Source organism: Paenibacillus piscarius (genome assembly GCF_022234545.1).
In the GTDB taxonomy this organism is placed as follows: Bacteria; Bacillota; Bacilli; order Paenibacillales; family Paenibacillaceae; genus Paenibacillus_AQ; species Paenibacillus_AQ piscarius.
The window spans coordinates 83,492-109,662 of record NZ_JAIEUI010000011.1; the positions used below are offsets into that span (position 1 = coordinate 83,492).

At 56.2% G+C, this 26,171-nt stretch carries 24 protein-coding genes; 2 read left to right on the plus strand and 22 right to left on the minus strand.

Annotation, left to right across the window (positions count from 1 at the left end; translation table 11 throughout):
• The 6 genes from K1558_RS18185 to bglB all read right to left on the minus strand — a co-directional run bounded on the left by K1558_RS18185 (position 1) and on the right by bglB (position 7,716).
• Positions 1-1,776, minus strand: coding sequence for a hypothetical protein (locus K1558_RS18185; protein WP_238653069.1), 1,776 nt, complete (start codon positions 1,774-1,776; stop codon positions 1-3).
• 32 nt (positions 1,777-1,808) lie between these two features.
• On the minus strand, positions 1,809-3,467 hold the full coding sequence (locus tag K1558_RS18190; protein WP_238653070.1) for an extracellular solute-binding protein: 1,659 nt from the start codon (positions 3,465-3,467) through the stop codon (positions 1,809-1,811).
• A gap of 57 nt (positions 3,468-3,524) precedes the next feature.
• Positions 3,525-4,400, minus strand: a complete 876-nt coding sequence (locus K1558_RS18195; protein ID WP_209991818.1) for a carbohydrate ABC transporter permease — start codon at positions 4,398-4,400, stop codon at positions 3,525-3,527.
• 16 nt (positions 4,401-4,416) lie between these two features.
• Entirely contained in the window at positions 4,417-5,400 is a 984-nt protein-coding gene (locus K1558_RS18200; RefSeq protein ID WP_420800444.1) for an ABC transporter permease, read from the minus strand.
• Positions 5,401-5,555: 155 nt separating this feature from the next.
• A complete protein-coding gene (locus K1558_RS18205; protein ID WP_238653071.1) occupies positions 5,556-6,653 on the minus strand; it encodes an SGNH/GDSL hydrolase family protein in 1,098 nt (365 codons plus the stop codon).
• Entirely contained in the window at positions 6,646-7,716 is a 1,071-nt protein-coding gene (gene bglB, locus K1558_RS18210; RefSeq protein ID WP_238653072.1) for a beta-galactosidase BglB, read from the minus strand. Before bglB ends, K1558_RS18205 begins: the two co-directional genes overlap by 8 nt.
• A gap of 218 nt (positions 7,717-7,934) precedes the next feature.
• Between bglB and K1558_RS18215 the strand changes: the two genes are divergently transcribed.
• Entirely contained in the window at positions 7,935-8,735 is an 801-nt protein-coding gene (locus tag K1558_RS18215; RefSeq protein WP_238653073.1) for a polysaccharide deacetylase family protein, read from the plus strand.
• 72 nt (positions 8,736-8,807) lie between these two features.
• On the opposite strand, the gene K1558_RS18220 is transcribed toward K1558_RS18215, so the two are convergent.
• The 9 genes from K1558_RS18220 to K1558_RS18260 form a co-directional block, all read right to left on the minus strand.
• Positions 8,808-10,064, minus strand: coding sequence for an amidohydrolase (locus tag K1558_RS18220; RefSeq protein WP_238653074.1), 1,257 nt, complete (start codon positions 10,062-10,064; stop codon positions 8,808-8,810).
• Between the two features lie 6 nt (positions 10,065-10,070).
• Positions 10,071-10,505 (minus strand): RidA family protein, encoded by a 435-nt coding sequence (locus K1558_RS18225; protein ID WP_238653075.1) that lies wholly within the window; start codon positions 10,503-10,505, stop codon positions 10,071-10,073.
• Positions 10,502-10,948, minus strand: coding sequence for a RidA family protein (locus K1558_RS18230; RefSeq protein ID WP_238653076.1), 447 nt, complete (start codon positions 10,946-10,948; stop codon positions 10,502-10,504). Before K1558_RS18230 ends, K1558_RS18225 begins: the two co-directional genes overlap by 4 nt.
• A 29-nt stretch (positions 10,949-10,977) precedes the next feature.
• A complete protein-coding gene (locus K1558_RS18235) occupies positions 10,978-11,748 on the minus strand; it encodes an amino acid ABC transporter ATP-binding protein (protein ID WP_238653077.1) in 771 nt (256 codons plus the stop codon).
• Positions 11,749-11,775: 27 nt separating this feature from the next.
• Entirely contained in the window at positions 11,776-12,459 is a 684-nt protein-coding gene (locus K1558_RS18240) for an amino acid ABC transporter permease (protein ID WP_238653078.1), read from the minus strand.
• Entirely contained in the window at positions 12,456-13,133 is a 678-nt protein-coding gene (locus K1558_RS18245) for an amino acid ABC transporter permease (protein WP_238653079.1), read from the minus strand. Before K1558_RS18245 ends, K1558_RS18240 begins: the two co-directional genes overlap by 4 nt.
• Positions 13,134-13,157: 24 nt before the next feature.
• Positions 13,158-14,060, minus strand: a complete 903-nt coding sequence (locus K1558_RS18250; RefSeq protein ID WP_238653080.1) for a transporter substrate-binding domain-containing protein — start codon at positions 14,058-14,060, stop codon at positions 13,158-13,160.
• 188 nt (positions 14,061-14,248) lie between these two features.
• Positions 14,249-15,139: a LysR family transcriptional regulator gene (locus tag K1558_RS18255; protein ID WP_238653081.1), complete on the minus strand. Its 891-nt coding sequence runs from the start codon at positions 15,137-15,139 to the stop codon at positions 14,249-14,251.
• Between the two features lie 487 nt (positions 15,140-15,626).
• Positions 15,627-16,691, minus strand: coding sequence for a hypothetical protein (locus tag K1558_RS18260; protein ID WP_238653082.1), 1,065 nt, complete (start codon positions 16,689-16,691; stop codon positions 15,627-15,629).
• Between the two features lie 621 nt (positions 16,692-17,312).
• Here K1558_RS18260 and K1558_RS18265 point away from each other — a divergent pair.
• Positions 17,313-18,416: an IS4 family transposase gene (locus K1558_RS18265; RefSeq protein WP_238653083.1), complete on the plus strand. Its 1,104-nt coding sequence runs from the start codon at positions 17,313-17,315 to the stop codon at positions 18,414-18,416.
• A 155-nt stretch (positions 18,417-18,571) separates the two neighbouring features.
• Here K1558_RS18265 and K1558_RS18270 read toward each other — a convergent pair whose 3' ends face one another.
• From K1558_RS18270 to K1558_RS18300, 7 genes are all read right to left on the minus strand, one after another.
• Positions 18,572-19,867 carry a homocysteine synthase gene (locus K1558_RS18270; RefSeq protein ID WP_238653084.1) on the minus strand — a complete coding sequence of 432 codons (1,296 nt, stop codon included), beginning with the start codon at positions 19,865-19,867 and terminating at the stop codon, positions 18,572-18,574.
• Between the two features lie 146 nt (positions 19,868-20,013).
• A complete protein-coding gene (locus tag K1558_RS18275; protein ID WP_238653085.1) occupies positions 20,014-21,012 on the minus strand; it encodes an alpha/beta fold hydrolase in 999 nt (332 codons plus the stop codon).
• A gap of 399 nt (positions 21,013-21,411) precedes the next feature.
• Positions 21,412-22,134: a GntR family transcriptional regulator gene (locus K1558_RS18280; RefSeq protein WP_238653179.1), complete on the minus strand. Its 723-nt coding sequence runs from the start codon at positions 22,132-22,134 to the stop codon at positions 21,412-21,414.
• A 10-nt stretch (positions 22,135-22,144) separates the two neighbouring features.
• Positions 22,145-23,158 carry a sugar kinase gene (locus K1558_RS18285; protein WP_238653086.1) on the minus strand — a complete coding sequence of 338 codons (1,014 nt, stop codon included), beginning with the start codon at positions 23,156-23,158 and terminating at the stop codon, positions 22,145-22,147.
• Entirely contained in the window at positions 23,151-23,906 is a 756-nt protein-coding gene (dagF, locus tag K1558_RS18290; RefSeq protein WP_238653087.1) for a 2-dehydro-3-deoxy-phosphogluconate aldolase, read from the minus strand. The genes K1558_RS18285 and dagF overlap by 8 nt, the downstream gene beginning before the upstream one ends.
• Positions 23,906-25,012 (minus strand): DgaE family pyridoxal phosphate-dependent ammonia lyase, encoded by a 1,107-nt coding sequence (locus K1558_RS18295; RefSeq protein ID WP_238653088.1) that lies wholly within the window; start codon positions 25,010-25,012, stop codon positions 23,906-23,908. Before K1558_RS18295 ends, dagF begins: the two co-directional genes overlap by 1 nt.
• Positions 24,990-26,090: an amidohydrolase/deacetylase family metallohydrolase gene (locus K1558_RS18300; RefSeq protein WP_238653089.1), complete on the minus strand. Its 1,101-nt coding sequence runs from the start codon at positions 26,088-26,090 to the stop codon at positions 24,990-24,992. Before K1558_RS18300 ends, K1558_RS18295 begins: the two co-directional genes overlap by 23 nt.
• Positions 26,091-26,171 lie beyond the last annotated feature (81 nt).

Sequence of the window (26,171 nt, forward strand, 5' to 3'; positions counted from 1 at the left end):
TTACAGGGCGTACGGATCAACGGTCAGCTGAACCGGGGGCTGGTGGCCCGCAGTCAGCCTAATGCTGTGTATCCGGGCCCACGGCTCACGCGGCACCTCCCGGTCATCCTGCACCGTATCCTCAATCGTCACCGTATCAAGCAGCCTCTGGATGTCCGCCGGCTCCGCAGCTTCGTCCAGACATACCACCGCCCAGCCCGCTTCCAGCCGGGGCAGTGCCAGCATCTTGCTGCTGCCGGAATAGAGCACCTGGCGGAGCCTGATCCGTCCTTCCTCCCGCACCACCGTGACCGGCAGTACGGCGTGAGCTTCCGCCTTGGAATCCAGGCCCCTGAGCGCCGTGACTGCTACCGCGCAGTCCAGGTAACGCAGCACCAGCCATTCCCTGTCCCCGGCAGTATTCACTACAGCTTCCACCTCGCCGTCATAGCGGTGGATCAGCCATTCATCGGCTATCTCCGCTGCCCGGTTATGCACCCGGGTCATCGAGCGGACCACCACCAGCGCGTTGCCCTGCTGGGCGGAACGCGTCTCTACCTCCGGGTACAGCGGCTCGGAGAACAAGGCGGGCATCAGATAGGCACTGCGGTACTCCTCCGCCGGATGCGTCCGCACCGCAGCGGAATCATCCACATACCAGCGCAGATAGGACACCTGCTGCTCTCTTACGCTGAAGCTGACCGGGAAGCTCTGCCAGCCCAGCCCCCAGGCCGGATTCTGGTAGCTGCCCGGCATGACCGGAAAACGGTTAATGCTGCCCAGCCGGGTACGCTGCCCGATCCAGGTATAGGCGCGCGAGGCATCGAAGATCCGCTCCTCGCGAATGCGCGGGACCGGCAGCACAGCGGGGGCGTGCTCCCGTGGCGGCAGATCCGCCGCGAACAGCAGGCCCCCCGCCAGATCGTTAAGCGAGAAGGTCTGCTCCGCCAGAGTACTGACCCCCGTCACACCGGCAACCGTCCACAGCAGGCTCTGCCGCGAGGTCTCTCCCCGGAAGTTATAGCTGCGGATCGAAGGCACGAATTCCTCTCCGTCATGGAAGAGGAGCAGCTGTTTCAGGGCATCCATCTGCACAGACAGCCGTCCGGCCAGCCCGCGGTCATGCTCCTGCAGCACAGAACGGGCAATGCTCAGCGCGTTCATCATCACCCCTTGATACACCAGGCTGATATTCTCTCCCCAGCCCCAGCCCCGGCGGACCGTATATTCCTCCCACCGCTTGAAATAGGCGGTTGCCGTCCGGAGATATTCCGGTTCCCCGAGGAAGTGGGCCACCGCCAGCAGCATCGCCCCGTCACTCATCGTTTTGTTCGGGTAGAACAGCTCCGGCGAACGGCATTCCCTGGAGAACCAGGCCGCCGCATGACGGAACATGCGCTGCATAATATCCAGATGGCTGGCCGGGAACACGCCGGGACTGGTGAGGCGCACCGCCACCAGCGGCATGAGAATGAAGAAGGCCGCATTGGAATCCTGAATCACGCTCTCCTCCCGGTACCAGAGAAAGCCTCCGTAATCCGGGTGCTCCGGGTCAGTGAATTGCAGCGCCGCAATGGCTTCGAGCATCTCCAGCCCGGCCGCTTCATCCAGCCGTCCCAGCAAGGTACCGTAAGCATAATATCCGGCCGAGTACCGGGCCTCATGGCAATACGGCAGTTGAGCCATCTGCCGGGTATGCCCGGGCCGGTCATAGCGGACCAGCCCTGCCTCGATTACAATATCCGCCGAGGCGGCGGCATAGCTTTTTTCGAGAATCTGTCTAATCTCATAATTCAATGCTGCCCGCCCCCTGTACTTGAAAACATCTGTTATTCCACCGTGCTCAATTGCTTGCCCATTTCATAAATATCCTTCAGCATAATGGCATCCGCTTTATGCTCCTGATACCAGGAGGCATAGAATTCATCGACCTTGGTGCCGCCTGCCTTCTCCCAGACCCCCTTGGCTTCTTCAATGAACTGGTCCACCGAAGCCGGATCGGAGCTGACGATAGCCTGCATGGCCCGGTCGAGGATCGTTTTATTCGCATTGGTGTTTATCTGGGTCAGCTCCTGCGGCAGCAGCGGCAGGAAGGCCTTCTGCGTAATGCCGACAATCGGACGGTCCGGGTTCATATACAGCTTCTCAGCCATTTTGTAGATTTCGATGAAATCCTGCTCCGCCGGTGTAGGGTTCACCTTGTTCTTCAGCCCGTAATTTTTGCCGATCAGCGGGGTGAGCATCCCCATATCGCGGTTATACTCCAGCTCCTTCTTGTTCTTCTCCGGGTCGATCACCTCGGCACGGCCATCGGCGGTTTTCTTGTAATGGACCCCTTCGATCCCGTTCTGAATCGTGGTGGTATAGGTTTCTGTTACCATGAAATCAATCATTTTCATGACGGATTCGGGGTCCTTGGCTGCTGCATTCACCATCCCGGTCATCTGAATCGGCGAGGTCAGCGTCGGGCTGAACTGGCCAAATTCCGTCGTTGGCAGGGCAATCGGGATTACCTCAGCCTCCGGCGAGTTCTTCTTGAGCGTCTCATACGTGCTGACATCAGCCCCGTTGCCGCCGTAAATGCCCAGCTTGCCGGAGATCCAGTCCTGCTTCTGCTTTTCGCCGTTCTTGTCGGTCACGAAGTCCTTATCCGCCACCCCGGCCGCATACAGCTCCTTCTGGAAGGAGACCGCCGCCTTGATCCGGTCCCAGTCATGCACCACCTGGTCATTCTCCAGCACCCACGGATACTGGTCTTCGCCGAACAGCGTAAATCCGGTGCCGAACATGTTGTTCAAAATAATACCGGCCACGAAGCTGAGCCCGGTTCCATACGTATCTGCTTTGCCGTTGCCGTCCGGGTCCTGCTCCGTGAAGGCCTTCGCGACCTTCAGCAGCTCCTCCGGTGTGGTGGGCACCTCCAGATTCAGCTTCTTCAGCCAGTCATTGCGGATAAACAGATAGTGCTGCGGGCCGAACTGGACCGGACGCCCCACCGTATACAGCTTGCCGTCCGCCATAGTGCCTGCCTTGCGCAGCGCCGGATATTTCTCCAGCATCGCCTTATACTCTGTACTGCTGCTGTCGATCAGGTCATCCAGCGGCAGCAGCTGCTTCTGGTTATAGAGCTGGCCCTGGTAAGCGGTATCAAATTCAAAGATCAGGTCGGGGGCGGATTTCGAGGCGAACAGCACATTGAACTTTTGCAGAGATTCGAAGCGCGGAACCGTAACGTATTTGACATTCACTGGCCCGTTCTCGTTGACCCATTGAGTCCAGCGGTTGTCGCTCATAGTCCCCTCTTCTGCGGGTACGGAGCCGCGGTCGTACAGCGAGACGGTGATGGACCCGCGCTTGCCGGAGCCCTCTCCCTTGTCTGTTCCCTGCGTGGCGGCATTGTTGCCGCCGCAGCCTGATACCGCGATGGCAAGCAGCACGGATGCTGCACCGGCAGCGGTTGCTTTTCTAATCCGGGGTGAATTGTACATATGAGTATGACCCTCCTATAATGGCGTTCTGGTTGTTGCGGTATGGCACAGCAGCGGTCAGCCCTTGATGGCCCCGATGGTGACGCCTTTGACAAAATAACGCTGCAGCAGCGGATAAACAATCAGCATCGGAATGACCATGACCATAATCCCCGCAGCCTTGATGCCCTCCGGTGTAATATTGACCACCTCCTGCGAGTTCATCGTATTCAGCTCCTGCAGGACGGCCTGGCTCTTCACCATCTGCTGGATCAGCACAGTCAGATTGATTTTCTCCGGGCTGTTCATGTAGATCATGACGTTGAAGAAGGAGTTCCAGTAATACACGCCGTAAAAAAGACCGATTGTCGCCAGTACCGGCAGGGACAACGGCAGAATAATACCCGCCAGCAGCCGCCATTCACCGGAGCCGTCAATTCTGGCCGCTTCCACCAGCTCCTCGGGGATGTTCTCAAAAAAGGAACGCATAATCATCATATTATAAGTGCTGACCAGAGCCGGCAGCCACAGCGCTGCGTAGGAATCGACCAGCCCGAGACTGCTGACCACAAGATAGGTCGGGATCAGCCCGCCGGTGAACAGCATGGTGAACACAATCGCCAGCGTCAGCGTGCGTCTTCCGTAGAAATCACGGCGGGACAAGGGATACGCGGCGAAAATAGTGAACAGCATACTGGCCGCCACACCGACCAGGGTAATCAGCAGGCTGTTGCCGAAGGCGCGCACCACCGGCGTTCCTTCAAAGAGCATTGTATATGAGCTCAGCGTAAAATCCACCGGCCACAAGGTAACAAAACCGGACAGCACCGCGTCCTTGCCGCTGAGCGACAGGGAGGCCAGATGGAGCAGCGGCAGCAGACACAGAATGCCTGCCAGGGTCAGCAGCAGATAGTTGAAGCTGTAGAATACTTTTTCACCGTTTGTACTTTGCATAGATCGTGTCCTCCTGTTACCACAAGCCTTTGTTGAAGCGCCGGGCAATGGCGTTGGAGATCAGCACCAGAGTCAGCGCGACCAGGGAATCGAACATCCCCAGGGCAGCCGTCAGGCTGAACTGTCCGCCTTGCAGTCCAATTGCGTAGATATAGGTGCTGATAACCTCGGAAATGCCCGATACAATCGAGTTCTGCAGCACGTAGACATGGTCGAAGCCGACCTCCATGACCCGGCCCATGGCCAGAATCAGCATAATAACGATGGTCGGACTGATCCCGGGCAGCGTAATATGACGGATCTGCTTCCATTTGCCCGCCCCGTCCATACTCGCCGCCTCATAGAGACTGGGGTCGATGGAGGTCAGCGCAGCCAGATAGATGATCGCATTGAAGCCCGCGTCCTTCCATATTCCCGAGCCGAGGAAGATCGAGACCCAGGACCACTCCTTGAACAGGAAGGGAAAAGCCTGGCCGGTCAGCTTCTCAACCACCACATTGGCTACCCCGGTCTGGGCAAAAATCGTCACCACCAGCCCGCCGACAATGACCCAGGAGAAGAAATACGGGAGGTAGACGAGGGTCTGGACTGATTTTTTGAACCACTTGTTCCTGACTTCATTCAGCATAATCGCCAGGGCAATCGGGAACGGAAAGCTGACCAGCACGGATAATATACTGAGCACAAGCGTATTGCGGATAATCTGCACCGACTGTGCCTGGGTGAACAGATTGGTGAAATTGTCCAGGCCAACCCACCGGCTGCCCCATACGCCCTCATAGAAGGTGTAATCTTTGAAGGCGATGACCAGCCCCAGCATGGGGGTGTATTTGAAAATCATATAGAAGGCGATAACCGGAACAAACATGACCCACAGAGGGACATTGTTCTTGAACCGGCGGGTCTGCCAGAAGCGCCTGCGGCTGCTTCCGCTCTGCCGTGAGCTCTGCCGCGAGGTGTCCAGCCGCAGCACCGTTTCACTGCTTGTATTCGCTTTCATATCGGTGCCTCCTTTCGCTTGCGTGTTGTAACGTGATGAAGTCCTTCTATGAAGCTGAAATGGCCGATTTCATGTCCTCACCTTAGCCGCTTCAGCGGGTTAGGGCAATATTCAGTTTTTCTGTTAATCGGCGCGAACCCTTATGCAGCCTGGGTTCACAGGATTCCGGCCAGCTCCCGGGCCAGATTCTCACCCATCCGTATATGCCCCTCATCCCCCGGGTGAATCAGGTCGCAGGACAGCCCGGCCAGATCATCCAGCACCCGGCTCCCCTCGATCAGGCTCAGCTTGGGATGGGACAGACGCTGCACATGACTGCGCAGAATATCATTGAATTGAAGATCCTTCTCCGCGATTCCGCTGCCGGGGAACACCGCAAAGTTAGGATACATCGTGATCACCGCTATCGGCTTCCCGGGATGTCTGCTCACCAGCTGGTCAAGCAGGTAGCCGCTCCGCTCGCGGAATTCATCCGCCGGCAGATGGTCGCGCATGTTCACGCCCAGCTCCAGCGTCATGAGTGACCAGTCCTCCTGTGCCGCAAGATAGTCGCTCATCTCCCGTTCACAGTGGCAGGAGCCGCTCATGCCGAGATTCAGTACATCGGCCGCCAGCCTCCTGGCCGCGTGGGCAATATACGGCACGCTGCCGTTCTCTCCATAGGTAATGGACGAGCCGTAAGCGATCCAGCGCTTGCCAGGGATCTCCCCTTCCACCGGCGGGCGGAGCGGATGGCCGAAGGTCTCGATGCCGCAGACCACACAGTCATAGCGTCCGAAGCAGATCCGCCATACCTCCGGCGCGAAGCCCGCTGTCATCAGCAGCTCACGCTCTGCCATCGCCAGCCGCGGCGGCTCGCTTAACTGGAGGGTGCGGATCGTCCCGGCCTGCAGCTCATGCCTGGAGTGGAACAGCCCGCCCTTGTATACTGTTACGCTGCCGTCCGTCTCCGGCAAGGTCAGCGTGACCCGGATATTCGGAGCCGGCGTGACGAATCTGAGCTCGCAGCCGCCCGCTTCCCCGGCGATGAACCGGCCCCGCTCGTTCAGCTGCTCCCTGACGCTGCGGGGAACGCGGCGGAGGTGCACGCCGTAGCCTGCTGCCGGCTCCAGCTCGGCCACGTTATGGAAGGCAATCCGGTCCAGCCCCGGCAAGCCAATGACGGCGGAATTGATGCTGGATGGATTGGTGCTGGAGGGATTGATGCTGGAGGGATTGATGCTGGCAGACTTGGTGCTAGCGGAATTATACATGCTTTATCGCCTCCACCAGCAGCAGCAGGGTCATGGATTGCCCGTAGGGCATCGGGCAGACCGGAATCTCCCGGTAGTCCTGAAGCGTACCGCCCATCCCCGTGCCGTAGGAGACGCCCTGCACCATCCCGTCTTCACCGATCTGGCCCAGCACGTAATGCAGTGCTGCCATTGCAGGCTTGCGGTAGTGGTCAGGCAGCAGCCCTTGGCGCACCGCCTTCAGCATCCCGTAAGCAAAAGCGGCGGTGGCCGAGGTCTCCAGATACGAGCTGCTGTCGTCCAGCAGAGTATGCCATGCGCCTTCCGGGGCTTGCAGCTCCGTCAGCTTGCGTACCTGCCGTGCCAGTGAGGACAGCAGAAAGCTGCTCACCCCTGACGGCAGCTCTACCATCTCCAGATAATCCACGAGCCCGGCGGTATACCAGGAATTGCCGCGTGCCCACAGGGCCCGGGCAAAGTGATGGCTGCCCTCGAAGGTCCAGCCGTGGAAGAACAATCCGGTCACGGGATCGGTCAGATACTTGAGATGGACGAGAAACTGGCGGATGCTCTCCTGAATACACTCCTCCTCCTTCAGCACGATCCCCATCCGGGCAACAAACAGCACTGTCATATATAGCGTGTCGTCCCAGAGCTGCCCGGTGTTCGGACTGCCGGTCACCTCATGCTGGAGACCGCCTTCCTCTGTGCGCGGCATCTCATGCAGCGCATACTCCAGCCACTCCCGGCACAGCTGCATATAATCCGCGCGCCCGGTCTCCTCGGCCAGATAGCTTAGGGTAAGCATCGGACACATCGTATTGACGTTTTTTACCGGAATGCCTCCGTCAAGCTTGCTGTCGAACCAGCCGGTCAGATAATGCAGAAGCTCCTCCTGCCGGGTCTCGCGGTAGTAGCTGTACAGGGCAAACAAGCCCACCCCCTGCGGCCACTCCCAATTGTCCATAGCAATAATTCCGATCGGTGCGGTCTCCTGAATCGAGCCTTGCATATCCTTCATCCGCTCAATAACACGGGCGATATGGCCTTCCAGTACTGTTCGTGACACGGTCGTCTTCATCATGTTCCCCCTTGTGAATGTCCTGACCAGGGTCTGCTGCTGCCCGAATGCCCTGTTCGCCACCTCAGTGTAGTCAAGTGGCGGAATGCCGTCCATTAACAAGAATCTTGCTAATCGCGCTCTATTCTGGCATTGTTTTGGGTAGAGCCGTATTCGTCTTAGGCGGGACCGGTGCACACATGCAAATTCGGTATATTTTATAGTCAGGGAGGATAACAGCAATGAGAGTCAAATTCGATTTATTTCCGGGCGGAGTTTCTAAAGCGCTAACAACGAGCTGGGATGATGGAAGAACCTACGACCGGAAGCTCGTGGAGATTCTGAATCAGCATGGGCTGAAGGGAGCTTTTCATCTGAATTCGGGGTTGTTCGGCAAGGAGGGCTACATCTCGGGGGACGAGGTGGCTGCACTCTATGAGGGCCATGAGATTTCGGCGCATACCAGCACGCATCCCTTCCTCACCATGACCCCGCGCGAGGGGATCGCGGATGAGATTCTGACCGACCGCAAGGCGCTGGAGGCGCTGGCCGGTTATCCGGTAAGGGGCATGTCCTATCCGTTCGGCAATTACGATGATCAGGTGATCGGCCTGCTGCCTGCCCTGGGCATCGAATATTCCCGCACGGTGAATTCCCACCGCAGCTTCAGCCTGCCGGACAACCTGCTGGCCTGGCACCCTACCTGCCACCACAAGGAGATGCTCGCCCTGGGCAACAAGTTCCTGGAGGAGAAGCCCCGCTTCTCACATATGCAGCTGCTGTATGTCTGGGGACACAGCTATGAGTTCAATGACGATGACAACTGGGGAGAGCTGGAGCAGTTCGCCGCCATGATGGGCGGTCACGAAGACATCTGGTATGCGACAAACATTGAGATCGTGGACTATCTGTCCGCTGTGCAGGGACTGCGCTTCTCGGCTTCGCAGGAGATGGTCTATAACCCTTCGGCTACGGAAGTATGGGTTTCTGTGGGGGATGAAGCGCGCCGGATTCCGGGCGGGGGGATGGTTAGGTTAGGGTAGAGCGGATTAGATCGACAAAACCCGGTTCCGCCTCAGCCTTAGGGCTGGCGGGACCGGGTATTAAAAAAGACGTTACACCAGCACTTTCCGCGCTATGCCTGCCAGCAGATTAGCGGCCGGCGCAAGGACGGCTTCGTCAATATCGAACTCAGGCTGGTGATGGGCTGCAGGCCGGTCAGAGCCGATAATCATATAAGTGCTGATCCCTCCGCGCTGCTGGACCCGCTGCATCATGAATCCGGCATCCTCGCTTCCGATTGCTACTGCCACACGCTCAGAAATGGAACGGAAGGCCGGGTGTCCGGCTGCTTCCTCCGCCACAATCCGCACAGCTTCCTCGTCACAATGAACCGGAATGGCTGCACCTGTCACTTCAACTTCACAGGACAACTCATACATCTCAGCACTATGCTGAAGAATCCGCCTGATCCTGCGCTCCAGATCGTTATTGATTTCGAGGGAATCCGAACGGCATTCCAGCACCAGCCGGGCTTGCTCCGGCACAATATTGGCCGCCGTTCCGCCCTGAAGCACACCTACATTCACAAAAGTCTGCCCGCCGCTGTGGCGGGGGATGGCATGGATGTTCAGCAGTGCCGCCGCTGCGCCCAGCAGCGCATTGCGGCCAAGCTCCGGAGCCGCTCCCGCGTGGGAGGATATTCCTCTGAATTCCGCCGTAAGCTTGGTAGTAGCCAGAAAGCCAAGCGCACCGGCGAACAGCTGGCCTGAGACAGCGTCTGTCGCCAGATGGTGGCAGAACAGATAATCGGCATCATCCAGCCAGCCCTTGCTGACAATAGCCTCCGCTCCCCTGACCCCTTCCTCCGCCGGCTGAAAAATCAGCTTCAGCGTTCCGGCAAACTCCCGGTCCGCCAGCTGCTCCGCCAGCGCCAGGCCGATGGCCGTATGGCCGTCATGCCCGCAGGCATGCATGATTCCGCTGTAGCGGGAGGCGAAGCCCTCCCGGTGCGGAAGATGCTGCTCCCCCCGGCTCTCGGTCACGGGCAGCGCATCCATGTCGAACCGGAAGGCGGCGGCAGGCCCGGGACGTTTACCTTGCAATATGCCGATTACCGCCGTATATCCGCCTTTCATCCGCCGGACAATGTCAGGATCAGCACCATCCTCCAAGGCGCGTTCATAAGCAGCTTCCAGTATTCCGGCAGACGGAACTCCTTTGCGGACAGCTCCGTCCAGCGCTTCCGGTCCATACACCGTAGTGTAGCCCCAGGAAGATAATAATCCCGCTACAATGGAGGCTGTACGGAACTCTGTAAATCCGACCTCCGGATGGGCATGTAAATCCCGCCGCATGGCAATAATGTCCATACTCCGTTACACTTCCCTGATCACAGCTTCAACATCGATTTCCATCAGCAGCTCCGGCAAGGCCAGGCCTTCCACAATCAGTCCCGTACTGCAGGGAAATACCCCGCGGAAATGCTCCGCGATCACTGCATAAGCCTCGCTGCGGTACTCTCTTTCTGTCAGGTACACCGTGATTTTGCACACATCCTGCATGCTCCCTCCGGCCTCTTCCAGCAGCTGCTTCACATTCCTGCACGCTTGCCGGGTCTGTTCAGCCACATTGCCCAGCCCGTGAAAGTTGCCGTCCAGGTCAAACCCCGTCTGGCCGCGGAGAAACATCCGCCGCCCGCTGCGCACCGCCATGCTGAATTCATTCTGCACATGATGCTCCGGTGCACCCATCCCGGCAGGATAGAATTGCTCTGTCTTAAACGTCCTGAATCTTGTAGTCGTTGCTGTCATCTGAATTCCCCCTGATTCTTATTCGGCACCATGGCTTCGACATCGATCTCCACATACATTTCGGGCAGAGCCAGCCCCTTCACGACAAGACCGGTACTGCAGGGAAATACGCCCTGAAAATGCTTGGCAATAACAGCGTAGGCTTCGCTCCGGTAATCCCGGTCAGTCAGATACACCGTAATCTTGCAGACATTGTCCATCGAGCCGCCGGCTTCACCCAGAAGCTGTCTGATATTGAGGCAGGCCTGTTCGGTCTGCTCGGCAACATTGTCCAGCCCGCGGAAGTTCCCGTCCAGATCAAATCCGGTCTGCCCCCGCAGGAAAATACGGTCACCTGCCCGGACAGCCATACAAAATTCATTCTGAATATGATGCTCCGGCTCCCCCATCTGTGACGGATAAAAGCTCTGGGTCGAAAACTTGCGGTATCTTGTAATTTCCATAATGAACATTCCCCTTATCATTCATAGGATCAGCCAAAGGCTGTAAAGCTTGTATTGGACAAAAATTGCTGCAATCTGGGACTCTGCGAATGGCGGAATATCGTCTCCGGTGTTCCCTGCTCCACAATGGCTCCCTGATCCATAAAAATCACCCGGTCAGCCACATTGGCGGCAAATTCCATCTCATGCGTGACCACAATCATGGTCATGCCTTCTCCGGCAAGATCCTTCATTACCCGCAGGACATCACCGACCAGCTCGGGGTCCAGCGCAGACGTAGGCTCATCAAACAGCATAATTTCAGGCTCCATCGCCAAGGCCCGGGCAATCGCAACCCTCTGCTGCTGGCCGCCGGACAGATAAATGGGATGCATATCCCGCTTTTCCAGCAGACCCACCTTTGCAAGCAGCGCCTCCGCCTTCTGGATAGCCGCCTTTTTATCCGTCTTCTTCACCCGCAGCGGTGCTTCTATGACATTCTCCAGCACGGTCATATGCGGCCACAGATTGAATTGCTGAAAGACCATGCCGGTTTTGAGCTTGCCAGGGGCTGACTTGGCAGGCCGGGCCTCCCCTGCTTGTCTCGCATACAGCACCTCATCCTGAATCCGGATGACACCTTCGGTCGGCGTTTCGAGCAGGTTCAGACAACGGAGCAGCGTGCTTTTGCCTGAACCGCTGGGGCCGATGATGCCCACAACCTCTCCCATGTCAATGTGCAGATCAATGCCTTTCAGAACAAGCTGGTCCCCGAACTTCTTGTGCAGCCCGGTTACCTCTACAGCTACAGAACTACCCATACAGATCCCCTCCTGCTGAAAAATTCGCTAAATCCACTCTGATCTTTTGTTCCGCTTCATATATTTGGTGAAATGTGCCTCCCACTTGTCCGCCAGCGCAGCGAGCAGTGTATTCAATATCCAGTACAGGAGCGCAAGCGCAATGTATACTTCGAAATAGCGGAAGGTCTCGCCGATAATCCTTGTCCCGGCAAAGGTCAGCTCATGAACCGTCACGGTGGACAGAATCGCCGACTCCTTGACCAGACCGACCAGCTGATTGGTCAGCATCGGAATAATGAGCGCCATCATCTGCGGAAAGGTAATCCGGGTAAAAGCCTGAAAACGGCTCATGCCCAGTGAACGGGCTGCTTCCAAATGTCCCTTCGGGACGGACTCCACTCCAGAACGGTAAATCTCCGCGAAATAGGCGCTGCCGAAAATCGTCAACGTAATCACTCCGCAGGCAAAGGCGCTTAAGGTTAATCCGTATAACGGACCTACGTAGTAGAGCAGATAGACCTGAACCAGGAACGGGGTTCCGCGCACCACATTGATATAGGATTTGCCGATGAACCGGACCACGGCGCTGGCGGACATTCTCAGCATGCAGATCGGCACGCCGAGCAGCATCCCCAGCACCAGGCTGGATGCACAGATCAGTATCGTATTATAGAGGCCGTGGAGCAGGGCCGGATAGAAATCGAGCAGGATAGAGAAATCAATCGTCATGCCCTGTCACCTCCGCTTCTGCCGGTCCACACCGATTGTTTCCTGCGGTACAGATTAATCAGGAGCATCAGACCCAAATTAATGACCAGATAGATCGCTGCAACCATGATATAGATTTCTGTAGGCCTGTAGGTGGTTGTTATAATTTGCTGTCCGGTCCGCAGCAGCTCCACGACGGAGATAATCGATACAATCGCCGAATTTTTCAGCACCAGAATGAATTCATTCGTCAGCGGCGGCACCAGCTTGGCAAAGACGAGCGGCATTTTGATCCGCAGCAGAATCTGCAGCTTGCTCATATCCAGGGCCCGCGCAGCCTCAATATAGCCTGGCGGAATTGATTCCAGCCCCGCGCGGAAATACTCGGATTGATAGGCCGCAGAGTTCATGGCCAGCGCCAGCATGCCGATGAGCCAGGTGGGCATGTCCACCCCGATCAGGGAGATGCCGTAATAAATGACGAACAGCTGGATAATAAACGGGACACCGCGGATAAAGCTTACGTATGCACGGACAGGAAGCTGCAATACTTTCAGTCCGCTGACCCGCATCTGCGAGAGCAGAATTCCTCCCAGAAAGGCGAGTACAATGGCCCCTGCCGATATTCCCGCTGTTAACAGGGCACCGTGCAGTAAATTCGGTAAATACTTCACAACCGTTTCAAATTCAAACATTCACACACCCCGCTTCACACATCCTTAATCTTGGATGCTGTACATTTCATCAGGAACCTTCATCTCAAACCCGAACCACTGCTTTTGCATTTCCGCCAGCTTGCCGCTGTCCTTCATCCCGATAATCACACGGTTGAGATACTGCTGCATATCGGTGTCCCCTTTGCGGACCATCCAGGCCAGATATGTCGGATCTCCTATCGTGCCTACGATCTCAAAGGTATCAGGCCGGCTTTTGACCAGCTGGGACATGGCCGGCAGAGCCTGGACCACTGCATCCACCCGTTTGGCAGCGAGATCCTGATAGGCATCGGGATAGCTTACATATTCCTTCATTTCCTTGAAGCCGCCGCCATTCGCTTTTAACTGCTCGTTATATTTTTTCAGTGCATCCACCGGACCCGAATTGATCAGAACACCGACAATCTTGCCGTTCAGGTCATCCACCGTCCGGATCGAATCATCCCCCTTATGCTTCATCACCGCCGCCGTTCCTTCGGCAATCGGGACTGTGAAGAGGTAGTTCTCCTGTCTTTTCGGTGTGATGGTCATGGACGTAGCCACAATATCGAACTTCCCGGCATCCAGCCCCGGCAGTATACCGGTAAAAGGTGTATCCGGCTGCTCCAGCTTCACTCCCAGCTCTTTCACCACTTCAGCCAGAATTTCCGCGCCATAGCCTACAATTTTGCCATCCTCAACAAATTCAAACGGTGCATAGGTTGCATCCGTACCGACCTTTATTTTGCCGTCCGCTTTAACCTTGTCCACCAGGCCCCCGCTTGCAGAGGTAGTATTCCCCGGGGAAGGCGAACCCGCCGGATTGGCCGCAGAAGTGTTGTCCGCAGCATTGCCGCATCCCGCAAGCAGGGAAGTCAGGATTGTAATCACAGCCAGCGACTTGATGCCTTTAAGATGAAATACCATTTCAGAACACCCCTTCAGTCATTGTAGTTTGCGACGCCGTGGGATTGAGCTTTAAGTTAACTTTAATGACATCCCGGTGTCTTTATTTCTTGCTAACTACCTTAACATGAATTTTTAAATAAAAAAAATAGACATAATCTTATTTGTTATAAAGACTGTCTATTTAGAGCTAACTTGATATGTTATTGTTATGTTATATTCTTCCTGTATAATTCCTTGTTCGAGAAGAATTCCAGCACAGCAGTTTCATCCTTCTCCTTCAGATACATCAGCGAGACCTTGGCGTGAATATCCACCTCGGACTCAACCGGTATGCGGGCCAGAGTCTTCTTGAGGATCTCACTTCTGGCCGAATATTCCGGCAAAAAGCATACGCCCCTGCCGATCTCCACCAGCCGCTTGGCGGTCTCCATATTATCCACTTCAAAAATGATGTTGGGGCGCATCTGCATCGATTCGAACATTTTGACCAGCAGCAGCCATTCCTCCGACAGGTGATCATAAAAGATAATTTCATGGTCCAGCAGGTCGGCCGTCTTGATGGTCTCCTTGCGCAGCGCAAGCGGATGATCCGGAGCAGCGTACAGGCCGATGGAGGTGGACAGCATCGTTTTGCTGATCATCCGGGGATGGGTCGTCGTACGCACCAGGCCGAAATCCACCTCTTCCTCCAGAATGCGGGTCATGATCTGCTCGGACGGATACGACAGGATTTTGACCCGGGTGTCGGGGAATTTGGCTCTGAAGCTCTCCAGCAACCCGGGGAGAAGATAATTGGAGATCGAAATGGAACAGCCGATCCGCACCTCCTCCGGCAGCGCAATATGCTGGTTCATTTTGTAGGTGGCTTCACGGTAAGACTGGAGGATTTTCTCCGCATAGGGAATCAGCTTCTTGCCGCCCTCTGTTAATTGAATATATCTGCCGTTGCGGTGGAACAGCTTCACATTCATCTCGTTCTCCAGGGAACGGATGCGGGCCGTCACGGACGGCTGGCTCAAAAACAAGGCCTCCGCCGCTTTATTAAAGCTGCCTAAATGGACTACAAATACAAACGCCTCCAGATTCTCGATGTTCATGAGTCATCCCCCTGCTCGTTCTGCCTGATTTAAAATGAGTCTAACGAGTAGCCGGGAGTTGTGCAAGTGCGTAAAGTTGGATGGTTCAGGATGGAGGAGTGACGGTGCCTTCTTTCACCGGCCGCTTATATGGGTATGGAGCAGCATAGTTGCACTTTATGCAGGATTTCTTTATGAAGGTTACTGGCTGGGGTACAATGTTGCATAATTTGCAAAAATTCCGGCGCAGAGAGCAAGTTATCGCTGACTTTGTTGCATTTGATGCAGGATTTCCGCGTGGACCGCTTCGTATTGGGCAGTATTGCTGCATTTGGTGCAAGATTTCTCTATGAATGTTACTGGCTGGGGAGCATGGGAGAGCATGGGTGAGCGTGTGGCTCCTCCCTCGGTTTTTCGCATACCAAAAAGAGAGTGGTTTCCCACTCTCCCGATTACCGGCTGAGCATGGCCGCTACTGCCGGTGCTGCTGGTGCTGCCGGTGCTGACGCTACTGCCAGCCTCCGGCAGCAGCATCGGGGTGCTCCTGCCTCGCTATCCAGGTGAGGCAGGCCGCCCGCAGCAGCGCGTCGGTCCGCTGGGCCGCGCCGCAAAACACCCCGCTCAGCCCGATCTCATACAGATCGGCCAGCGCGTACGCCGCCGGTGCCCCCGCGGCGAGCACTGCCGCCGCCGGCCGCACCCGGCGCACGGCGGCCAGCACCCCGGCCGCCGCCCGGGCGAAGCCCTCGGCGGCGTTCTCCCCCGGCGCGGCTTCGCCCGCCGCGCCGTCCAGCACCAGGAAATCGGCGATGCGCGCGATTTCCCCGGCGGCAGCCGGGCTCACATCGGGGGCGAGCAGCGCCCCGATGCGGCAGGCTGCCGCATAAGCGTGGCCGAGGGTCTGCTCGGCCACGTCCTCGATGAATTCGCGCTGCGCTGCGAATTCCTCCAAGCTGGCGGGGTACGGCGCCAGCAGATCAATGCGGCTGTCGCCGCCCAGCCGCTGGCTGTGCAGGACGGCGGCGAACAGCGCGCCGAGCAGCGCGTCCTGCAGCGCGGCCAGCCGGTCCGGGCGGGCGGCCAGCTCCGCCGTATAGGGCAGAGTGACAGCCGCCCATACGCCGTCAGGCGATTCCACTAAGGCCGCCGAGGATGCCCGCAGCCGGTAATAGATGCGCTGCAGGATGCGCTCAGCCTGCGCCGGCTCCGCCTCCCCGCATGACATCCAGCGCGAATAGAGCGCCGACAGCTCCGGCTCCAGCAGCCATTCCTCGGCGCGGATCAGGCAGGGGCCCACAGGGTAGACGCAGGACGCCTCACGGCGGGCAGCCCCGTCCCCCTTGCCCTCACGCAGCACCAGGAAGGGCTGGCGTTCCCCGGGACGGCGGACATAACTGCGGTTCGTGCTCACGGTACTTTTGCGCCGGTCCCCCTCAGCAAGAAATTCCGCTGCGGCAGAGGCTACTGAGGCGGATTGGCTCATCTCTGCACCAAACACCCGGCTACCGGGGTTAGACTGGAACGGATGCTCCTCATGCTTAAGACCCTCATTCTGCTGGCGTTCACCCTTCATCCACGCACCCACCTTTTCTCACTTGGATTACTGCCGCTCTGTTCCTCTCAGGACTGCTGTCAACACCTCACATGCTTCATTCTATAGTTACGGGCAAAGATGCTGAAATATGCAAACGGTATCAAATGAATGCGGCAGCAGCACCTTACCGGATCGGTAGTGGACACGGTGGGGCGGCGAGTTGGGGGAGTGCGCGAGCTGGAGTAGGTGGGTGAACTGAAGCGGGCAGGAAGTAACATTTACATATTTTGTTGTTAGTCTCTAATGGCTTTGAACTGGGGTTGCGTTGGGTTGCGTTTCGGCTGCGGGTTCGAGCAAGGCTTCGAGTTCTGCTTGGCGCACAGTGATCTATTGTATTTTATACAGCAGATCTTCTCTTTAGCGGCTGCAAAAAGCGATCTGTTGCAGTTTGTACAGCAGATTTTTGCGGAAATGGTGTTTTGGGGACGTATGCCGGAAATCTATTGTATGGAATACATTAGAACGGGTTTTAACGCCGGATATGGCTTAATCTATTGCACAAAATACAGGCCTGTTGATTAGCCAAAAAAAGGTAGCAAAAAGGCCGCTCATTCGGTAAAGTGTTTGTACCCCTACAAACATCCGAAACGAGGCGACCTCATGAAAAAGTCTACTTCAATCTCGAACATTCTGCAATTGGTGATTCCCGAAAAGAAACTTCAACCATTCCTTCAGGAGCTTGAATATGTCGATCGAGCAAGGAAATTCACCGTCTATGACCTCTTTTTATTCTTGGCGGAGGCTTCGTTCCAGCAATGGGAGGGGTATCGGGATGGTGAAGTACGCATGGATTCCAGCGGTCTTAGACCCGTAGACCATTCTACGCTCTCCAAAAAAGCGAAAGATGTCCCCTTCGAGCTGTTTAAGCAACTGCTGAACCTCATGATCGATCTGTGTAATCGCTCGACTCGAAGACATTTAGGGATTCCTAAAGACTTACTTCTCGTCGATTCCACTAAAATTACTGTGGGTAAAAAGCGGCTTCCTTGGGCTCCGCTGAAAGGCGAACGTGCTGGAATCAAATTACACGTGTCGGTGGTGGCTGATGAAGGCCGACTCTATAAGGTGACCGAGACTACGGGGAATTCCCATGATTTTAAAAGCTGTCCCGAGGTGATCGACAAGCGGTTTATTCTCGTAGCCGATCGGGCGTATGGCGGTCACAAACGATTCGATGACTATCTGGAGCAGCAGCAATTCTTTGTCATTCGGCTTAAGGACAACACGCTCTTTCAGTCCCCGGTCGCCCGGACACGAAGCGAACCCTTCACGGGAACCCTCGAACAAGATTTCACCTGCCAATTGGGAAAAGGGCAACGGCTTTCCAAACACCGTTTTCGCGTAGTGATCCTAAAAGATCCGCAAGGTAACCCGGTGATCCTTGCTACGAATCTGCACTGGCACTCCGCTGAGCGGATTGCAGAAATCTACAGGAAGCGGTGGCAAATTGAAGTGTTTTTTCGCTGGATTAAGCAGCATTTAAACATTCCAACCTTATTTGGGACCACACCCAATGCTGTGTACGGACAGTTGTATACCGCTCTACTGGTTTATGTGTTATTGAAATTCCTGTTTGACGAAGGCAATGCAGGGGTGCATTGGAGCGCCAAACTAACATTTGCCGATTTTGACCGCTTATTTACGCTGCAACGTTTACCCGTTGAATGGATTACTTTTTTGACTAATAATCTTGCATTCCCATAATTTAGCTAATCAACAGGCGTGCACAAAATACACTCACCGGCCCACTTCAGTTGGGGAATTAATCCCGCCAAAAAAAGACCACCGCCTCATGCAGAAACGCCCTGCATCAAACAATGGTCTGTGATTTCCTTTCCTATTGCCGCAAGGAACAGCGCCTATCCCCGCTGGCTGGCAGCGATCGCCTGCTCCAGGTCATAGAGGATGTCGTCGATGGATTCGGTGCCGATGGACAAGCGCAGCAGCTCTGGTGTTACACCAGCCGCCTTCTGCTCCTCAACCGACAGCTGCTGGTGGGTTGTGCTGGCCGGGTGGATGATCAGCGACTTGGAATCGCCGACATTGGCCAGATGCGAGAACAGCTTCACGTTCTCGATGACCTTCACACCGGCGGCAGCCCCGCCCTTGATGCCGAAGGTCAGGATCGCCCCTTGGCCCTTCGGCAGGTATTTCTGGGCCAGCTCATACGATGGATGGCTCTGCAGTCCGGCATAGCTGACCCACTCTACATCATCATGCGCCTCCAGATACTGGGCCACCTTCAGCGCATTCTCGCTGTGACGCTCCAGGCGCAAGTGCAGCGTCTCCAGACCCTGCAACAGCAGCCAGGAGTTGAACGGGGAGATCGCCGCGCCAAGGTCGCGGAGCAATTGCACGCGGGCCTTGATGATATAGGCGATTGGCCCTACCGCTTCTGTGTAGACTACGCCGTGGTAGCTCGGGTCCGGCTCGGTCAGGCCCGGGAACTTGCCGCTGGCCTTCCAGTCGAACTTGCCGCCGTCCACGATGATGCCGCCGATGGAGGTTCCGTGTCCGCCAATGAATTTGGTGGCCGAATGTACGACGATATCGGCCCCGTGTTCAATCGGACGCAGCAGGTACGGGCTCGGGAAGGTGTTGTCCACAATCAGCGGAATGCCGTGCTCGTGGGCGATGGCGGCAACCTTTTCGATATCGAGAATGTTCCCTTGCGGATTGCCGATCGTCTCGGCGTAGAGTGCCTTGGTCTTATCTGTGATCGCTGCCCGGAAGTTCTCCGGGTCATCGGAGTTCACGAAGTTCACCTTAATGCCCAGCTTGGGCAGCGTGGTGGAGAACAGATTATACGTTCCGCCGTAGAGGCTGGCCGAGGAGACGATCTCATCGCCTGCTCCGGCAATATTAAGAATAGAGAAGGAAATCGCCGACTGCCCGGAAGCGGTCGCCAGTGCGCCAGCCCCGCCCTCCAGTGCGGCCAGCCGCTGTTCAAACACATCGGTCGTCGGATTCATCAGCCGGGTGTAGATATTGCCGAACTCCTTCAGCGCGAACAGATTCGCAGCATGCTCCGCATCGCGGAAACCGTAGGAAGTGGTCTGGTACAGCGGCACGGCACGGGCTAGAGTAGTGGGATCAATCTCCTGGCCTGCATGGACGGCGAGGGTTTCAAAGGACAGCTTGCGCTCTTCTGACATGGTGTTTCCTCCTCTAAATATAGGTGATGGCAAATGTTGACTCTACCAAGATTGTACCTATTCTCTCACAAACCATGTCATTTGAAAAGCTAAAATTCTCATTAATTCACTGTGTTTTATTAAGTTTAGTAAGCCCCGGCAGAGCCTCAAGGCTGCTGCGCGATTCCCTTCATGAAGCTCATGAATTTCTCCGCAATTTCTGCGGGATGGGAACGGTACAAATAATGGTTGGCATCCAGCAGCTCCATCTCAGCATGGACGGAATTCCGGATCAGCTTCTCATGCTCAGGAATCCATTGATCGGTTGCCGGATGCTCTGCCTGAACAAAAAGAAGGACAGGGAGATTAGGCGGGAACGTTACCCTCCGCTGTTCAGCCCCTTTAAAGCTGGAGTACATGTTCTCCGCCTCATTTAACAGCGTCGGGTTGTACATATTTTTCTGGATCAGCAGCTTCAATTGTTCTTTGGTATGTTCATCATACGGCAGTCCCTCATATTGGTCAGCACTCAGCTTCAATTGCAGCCGGGCAAAGCCTAAGTTGCGGAACCATTTAACCATAGTTGTCTCTGAAGACTCAATCTTTTTCTCACTCAGCGAGGGTACACTGTTGTCCAGGCCGACATATGCAATGACTTCATCTGAGTATTTATTCACATAATCCAGACTATAAATGCCTGAAATGGAATGGCCCATCAGGATGTAACGGTCAATATCAAGCTGCTGCAGTGCTTCATGGATCTCACTTACGATATTCTCTGCGGTCCGTTCTTTCTTCGTGGCGTCGCTTAAGCCGTAGCCGAAAGGCTCCACTACTACAACCTTGTAATGCGGAGACAGCTCATCAATGAGCAGCTTGAAATCAAGCGCCGGTGAAGCGGTTCCGAAGCCGGGAAGCAGTACGACCGTGTCCGGGCCGTCGCCTTGAATGAACACATTCATATTCTTGCCGTCTACGGATACATGCTGGCCGTAAGGCTCTATCCTTTTGGCCTCAGCATTGCTGCTGATAACATTCGTGATATACACAATCCCCACAAAAAGCACGATAGCGGCTAGGATCGCCCCCAATATTGTAAGCAGAATGTTGCGCACTTTCTTGAACTTCGTTTGCTTTACAGCTGTTTTCTTCTCAGGTGGTCTCATGATCATCTTCCCCTGTCTGTTTGTAGGCTTGCTTCATGGCTGTTCATACAAGCTTACCGGACGAAGATGTCCTCTCTATGACGGCAATATGAACAGAAGATGAACGGAAGATGTACTATATAGAATGTACTTGTATTTTCTGTTGCGGGATAGCCGTGACTCCAGAGAATGTTTGGACTTTCGGCCGCTGTTGTCCCCAGATTTCATGATTAGAACCGCTAATAGCGGTAAAAATCCGGTGACAAAGGCGGACGCTATCGCTCCTACAGTTCCAAAATTCCCCTCCGCCACTTTCCCTTTCCGTATATTTTCGCGTCCAATCTATATACGCAAAAATGCTACGGCCACCCACAAGCAAGCTTGTGGGTGGCCGTAGCATAATGATGAGCATGATGAGCCTTAAGTATCGTAGCTGACCAGATAATGATGCAGCTCCGTATTGTAGCAGCCGATGCTGTGTTCAATGAGTCTGCCTTCCGCATCATAAGAGTTGCGCAGGCGCTTGAGCACATGCGTACCGGGCGGGAGGTTCAGCAGCAGGCAGACCTCAGGCGGCGCAGGCTCCACGAAGAAGCGGTCCCTGAAGCTCTCCAGCACGATGTCGTTCTCCTCCAGGGAGTCGTACAGGGACTGGAAGTCCGCATCCATCTCTGCTGCACCTCCGCCTGGCAGGGCTGCTGCGGCCAGAAAATGGACCAGGTGGATATAAGGCTGTCCATCCAGAATGTACAGACGTTCAATCCGCTGGCAATACGGCCCGTAGCGGCTGTATTCCTCGGTCCTGGGATCATTGGTGACCAGGCTTGTGACCAGCAGCTTCTTTTCCAGCTTATGGCCTGCTTCCACCAGTAGCTCTGTGAACCGTTTGCCCTTGGAGAGCTTCTGGTGGGCGGTATTGCGCATGACAATGGTTCCGACGCCGCTCTTCTTCTGCACATACCCTTCCTGGGCCAGCTCCTGGACCGCGCCGCGGACCGTCATTTTGCTGACACCGAACTCCTTCTCCAGCTGCGGCTCGGAGGGGATAATGCTGCCGAGCGGGTATACCCCGTGCAGAATCCGGTCCTTGAGGATCTTCTGGATCTGCTGGTATAAAGGACCTTGCTTGCGTTTCAGTGACACCTTACGTTCACTACCTTTCAACATCTAAGGTATGGCCATCCAGCGCCCGGAGCACCTCGCTCTCGGTAAACATCGCTGTATCGCCCGGGATGGTGTGGGCCAGCATCGCTGCGGCCGCTGCCATATCCACCGTCTGCTGCTGCGGATAATTCTGCAATTCACCATGAATAATGGCGCTGGCAAAAGCATCCCCGGCACCGATTCGGTCATACACCGGGAAGGTCAGCTTGGGAGAGAACGCGAACGCATCTTGACGGTAAATGTAGCCGGTCAGGGAATGCGTATTATCTGCGTTAATCTCACGGTGTGTGCCTGCTGCCACTGTGATTCCGAAGCGCTCCGCCACAGCGGGAATCGCTTGCTTCAACTGTGTTATTCTATCATAATCTGCCGTGCCGGTGCCAAGAATGTGCAGCGCATCTTTTTCGTTCATCAGCACCAGATCCGCAAGCGTAAGCAGGTCCTCATAATGCGGGCGGGCCTTGGCATAGCCGTTCTCGCCCCATAAGGCCGGACGGTAGTTGCAGTCGAATACCACCCTGCCACCGGCACGCTTCACCTCCGCCGCAAGCTGCTTCATTTGCCCGCGCACCCCGTCATTCATAGCCAGCGTAATGCCGCACAGATGAAGCACATCCACCCGGGAAGCCAGCGCTGCCATGTCATACTGACCGGCCTCTGCGGTATTGAAGCTGCTGCCCAGCCGGTCGGTATACGTGACTCTTCCGGGGCGGGCACCGAACCCGTTCTCCAGGAAGTACATCCCGAGATGCTTGCCGCCCCGGCGGATCAACGACGTATCTACCCCAAGCTTGCGCAGATAAGCGATGGCGGCTTCCCCCACCGGAGTCTCCGGCAAGGTCGTGATCAGTGCTCCGTTATGGCCATATCTGGCCAACGCTGCCGTTACATTTACCCCGCTCCCCGAAAAAGAGTACTCCAGCCTGCTGCTCTGGGCCAATGTCTCCACCCCCGGAACCTGCAGCCGCATCATCACTTCGCCGAAGGCAGCGATTCTAGGCATACCGGTCCACCAGCGATTTCATCGTGCCAAGCAGTGTGCGGACATCCTGCACGTTCGTATTGCCCGTCTGCGGATCAATGATCGAGGAATAGACATGCGGGATCACCTGCGGCACGCCGGCCTCAAGCGCAATCTCCAGAATAGGTGCGAAGTTATCCAGATCGATGCCGCCCGTAGGCTCCAGAGCAAAACCTTCCTCAGCGCAGCCCTTGGCTACCGCACGATACTCTTCTTCCAGCTCCAGCCCCTTCATCGGAAAATATTTGAGCGCATTGCCGCCCATATCCCGGACCAGCGCAATGGCGGCGCGGACCGGAACGATGGCCTGCGAGGCATTCCCCGCGCTGACCGGGCCGGTGGATATATTGACATAACCCGGCTGTCCGCAGGGGGAGACCAGGCTGTTAATCCAGCTGTCCTTCGCTCCCAGATTAGCCCGGGTTGCGCCTACAGCCGGAAATACCTGATTGATATGGCTGCCCGCATAGCTGGAAGCAATCTCTGCGACCACCGCCGCCTGGCGGTTGTCTCCCGCGCCAAGCCCGATGGAGACGGCATCCTGGATGGCTTGTCCATACTCCGTCATAGCGGCGGACGCTTCCTGGGCGTTGGCGTAATTTTTGGATAATACGCCTACCAGTACGTGCCCTTCGGCAGCCTCATAGATACCCTTGGCATTGCCGATACTGCCGGCCAGCACATTCAATGCCGCTCTGTTCTTATAGAAACGCTCCTGAATCTTGCTCATTATGATCTGCCTCCTATAATCTCTTGAATTCTGCTGACAATGACCTGCAGATCATCACCCTGCAGCGGCCTTGGATCGATATCGAAATATCCCTGCTTCACCCCATAGTCCCGCGTATACACCGCAATCTCGCCTTCCCGCAAGCGGTCATTGACCTCCCGCGCATCCACGCCCGCAGCAGCGGCATCAATCTGGATGCGTCCCCGGTAAATCGCCCGGCCCGCTTCATCCTGCACAATACGGACCGATACTCCGGGAAGATCAGAGAGCGGCTGAAGTGCTTCCAGCGACTGCTTCTCCTGCTGGCTGTTGTCCCGCTTGTCCTGGTATTCGTCCAAAGCCTGGAGCAGTCCGAAGGTCGTCTCTTTGCCGACCTTCATGCTGCGGCCGATCCCGTGCAACTGCACCTTCAGCCACCCGATGTATTGCTGCTTGCCGGCTACAATGCCTGAAGTAGGACCTTCGACCGCCTTCGAGCCGCTGTAGATGGCCAGATCGGAATACTGGACATACTTGCGCAGATCCTCCTCCGCAGCCGCATCGACAATCATCGGCACGCCCCTGCGCTGTGCAACCTCCCAGGCTTCCTCTACTGAGATCATATTCTTCTGGACGGCGTGATGGGATTTCACATAGAGAATCGCGGCGGTACGTTCCCCGATGGCCTGTTCGATATGCTCTGCGCGGCCTTCGTTGGCATATCCTACTTCGACCACCCGGCCGCCGCCGAGGAAGACCATCGTCTCTACAGGCGCTCCGTACTGCACATTATGGCCCTTCAGCATAATGATCTCATTCTTCAGCACCGGCTCCTGGTGCAAGCGCAGACTGAGGCGCGGATCTCCGGCGGTTACAACCGCAGCTACCGACAGTGCAATGCCGCTGGAAGCCGAGTTCACGACAACGGCTCCTTCCGAGCCGAGCAGACGGGCGATGTACGCTCCCGATTTGTCCACCAGATCCGCGATCTCCACATACCGCTGTCCGCCCTGCTTCATTGCCTCCATGACTGAATCCGTCGGCGCGGATACGCCGAGGATGCTCATTCTTCCGCTGGCATTAATCACGCGCTTCAATCCATATTTAGCCTGTAATGAGTGTTCCATTGATAAAGACTCCTTTTGCTTCAATATAGTGATTCGCGGTCCGGACCTCGCCTTCGGAGTCCTTAAGCTGCTTCTCCCCTGCTTCCAGGCTGAACAAGGTCAGATTGGCCTGCTCCCCTACCCGGATCTGCCCAAGCTCCGGCTTGCCGAGCCACGCTGCGGCGCTGCTGGTGACTGCACGGATCACCTCTTCCAGACTGTAGCCGAGATAGAGGAACTTGGTCAGCACATCGGCCATACTGTACACCGGACCGTTCAGCCGGTTGCCCCGGTAGATGTCTGTGCTGATCGTATTCAGCGCAATCCCGGCCCGCTTGGCCTGCTCCGCCACCCGGAAGGAGAAGCTTGCGGTGCCGTGTCCTACATCCAGCCGGACGCCCCGGCCTACAGCAGCCAGCAGCTCCGGCAGCGGTGTACCGTCCGCCTGGAACAGATTATTGGCTTTGCCGTTCAGGTAGTGGGTAATTACGTCGCCCGCCCGCAGCAGCTCCAGCACTTCCGAGATAGCAGGCGGAGCAGAGCCGATATGCACCATGAGTGGAAGCTTCAACTCCTCCGATAAGGTACACGCCAGCTTAAGCGGCTGTATGCCGCTGTCTTTGACGACACTTTGGCTGATACGGGCCTTCAGGCCGACGATGAATTCAGGATAAGCCTTCACTGCTGCAATTGCGCAGGTCCGGTCAATCCAGTCCAGCTTGGAGAGCTCATCGGTCCGCGCAAGGCCAATTCTTGAGATGTTGAGCAGCGCGAACACCCGTGTAGCAGCCTGAAGACTGGCATCATAAAAAGCCCCGATCCGGTCTGCCCCGCAGCTTCCGGCATCCACCACTGTCGTCACCCCCTGCTTCACCCCGATCTCGTCGATCTCATCGCCGTAGGGGTCAAGCTCCGGCACAGCATGTACATGCAGATCAATCCATCCGCTGGAGCCGTATAAGCCGGAGCAGTCCAGCAGGGTCTTCCCTTCTGCCTGCCCCGGCGGGGTAATCGCGGTGATAATTCCATCCTGAATGGCGATATCCACCGTCCGGCCGTCCACCAGCCGCAAATTGCGCAGCACGTTCTCTGTGCCCACTCGTCCCATCTCCTTCTCTAGCCCCGGTTCACAGGGGATTACAAAAAATGATTAATGACATGAACTTCATACATCTTTATA

Excerpts from the sequence above, each read along its gene's own strand:
- K1558_RS18190 (WP_238653070.1), bottom strand. The coding sequence starts at position 3,467 with ATGTACAATTCACCCCGGATTAGAAAAGCAACCGCTGCCGGTGCAGCA.
- K1558_RS18195 (WP_209991818.1), bottom strand. The coding sequence starts at position 4,400 with ATGCAAAGTACAAACGGTGAAAAAGTATTCTACAGCTTCAACTATCTG.
- K1558_RS18200 (WP_420800444.1), bottom strand. The coding sequence starts at position 5,400 with ATGAAAGCGAATACAAGCAGTGAAACGGTGCTGCGGCTGGACACCTCG.
- K1558_RS18205 (WP_238653071.1), bottom strand. The coding sequence starts at position 6,653 with ATGTATAATTCCGCTAGCACCAAGTCTGCCAGCATCAATCCCTCCAGC.
- bglB (WP_238653072.1), bottom strand. The coding sequence starts at position 7,716 with ATGATGAAGACGACCGTGTCACGAACAGTACTGGAAGGCCATATCGCC.
- K1558_RS18215 (WP_238653073.1), top strand. The coding sequence starts at position 7,935 with ATGAGAGTCAAATTCGATTTATTTCCGGGCGGAGTTTCTAAAGCGCTA.
- K1558_RS18220 (WP_238653074.1), bottom strand. The coding sequence starts at position 10,064 with ATGGACATTATTGCCATGCGGCGGGATTTACATGCCCATCCGGAGGTC.
- K1558_RS18225 (WP_238653075.1), bottom strand. The coding sequence starts at position 10,505 with ATGACAGCAACGACTACAAGATTCAGGACGTTTAAGACAGAGCAATTC.
- K1558_RS18230 (WP_238653076.1), bottom strand. The coding sequence starts at position 10,948 with ATGGAAATTACAAGATACCGCAAGTTTTCGACCCAGAGCTTTTATCCG.
- K1558_RS18235 (WP_238653077.1), bottom strand. The coding sequence starts at position 11,748 with ATGGGTAGTTCTGTAGCTGTAGAGGTAACCGGGCTGCACAAGAAGTTC.
- K1558_RS18240 (WP_238653078.1), bottom strand. The coding sequence starts at position 12,459 with ATGACGATTGATTTCTCTATCCTGCTCGATTTCTATCCGGCCCTGCTC.
- K1558_RS18245 (WP_238653079.1), bottom strand. The coding sequence starts at position 13,133 with ATGTTTGAATTTGAAACGGTTGTGAAGTATTTACCGAATTTACTGCAC.
- K1558_RS18250 (WP_238653080.1), bottom strand. The coding sequence starts at position 14,060 with ATGGTATTTCATCTTAAAGGCATCAAGTCGCTGGCTGTGATTACAATC.
- K1558_RS18255 (WP_238653081.1), bottom strand. The coding sequence starts at position 15,139 with ATGAACATCGAGAATCTGGAGGCGTTTGTATTTGTAGTCCATTTAGGC.
- K1558_RS18260 (WP_238653082.1), bottom strand. The coding sequence starts at position 16,691 with ATGAAGGGTGAACGCCAGCAGAATGAGGGTCTTAAGCATGAGGAGCAT.
- K1558_RS18265 (WP_238653083.1), top strand. The coding sequence starts at position 17,313 with ATGAAAAAGTCTACTTCAATCTCGAACATTCTGCAATTGGTGATTCCC.
- K1558_RS18270 (WP_238653084.1), bottom strand. The coding sequence starts at position 19,867 with ATGTCAGAAGAGCGCAAGCTGTCCTTTGAAACCCTCGCCGTCCATGCA.
- K1558_RS18275 (WP_238653085.1), bottom strand. The coding sequence starts at position 21,012 with ATGAGACCACCTGAGAAGAAAACAGCTGTAAAGCAAACGAAGTTCAAG.
- K1558_RS18285 (WP_238653086.1), bottom strand. The coding sequence starts at position 23,158 with ATGCCTAGAATCGCTGCCTTCGGCGAAGTGATGATGCGGCTGCAGGTT.
- dagF (WP_238653087.1), bottom strand. The coding sequence starts at position 23,906 with ATGAGCAAGATTCAGGAGCGTTTCTATAAGAACAGAGCGGCATTGAAT.
- K1558_RS18295 (WP_238653088.1), bottom strand. The coding sequence starts at position 25,012 with ATGGAACACTCATTACAGGCTAAATATGGATTGAAGCGCGTGATTAAT.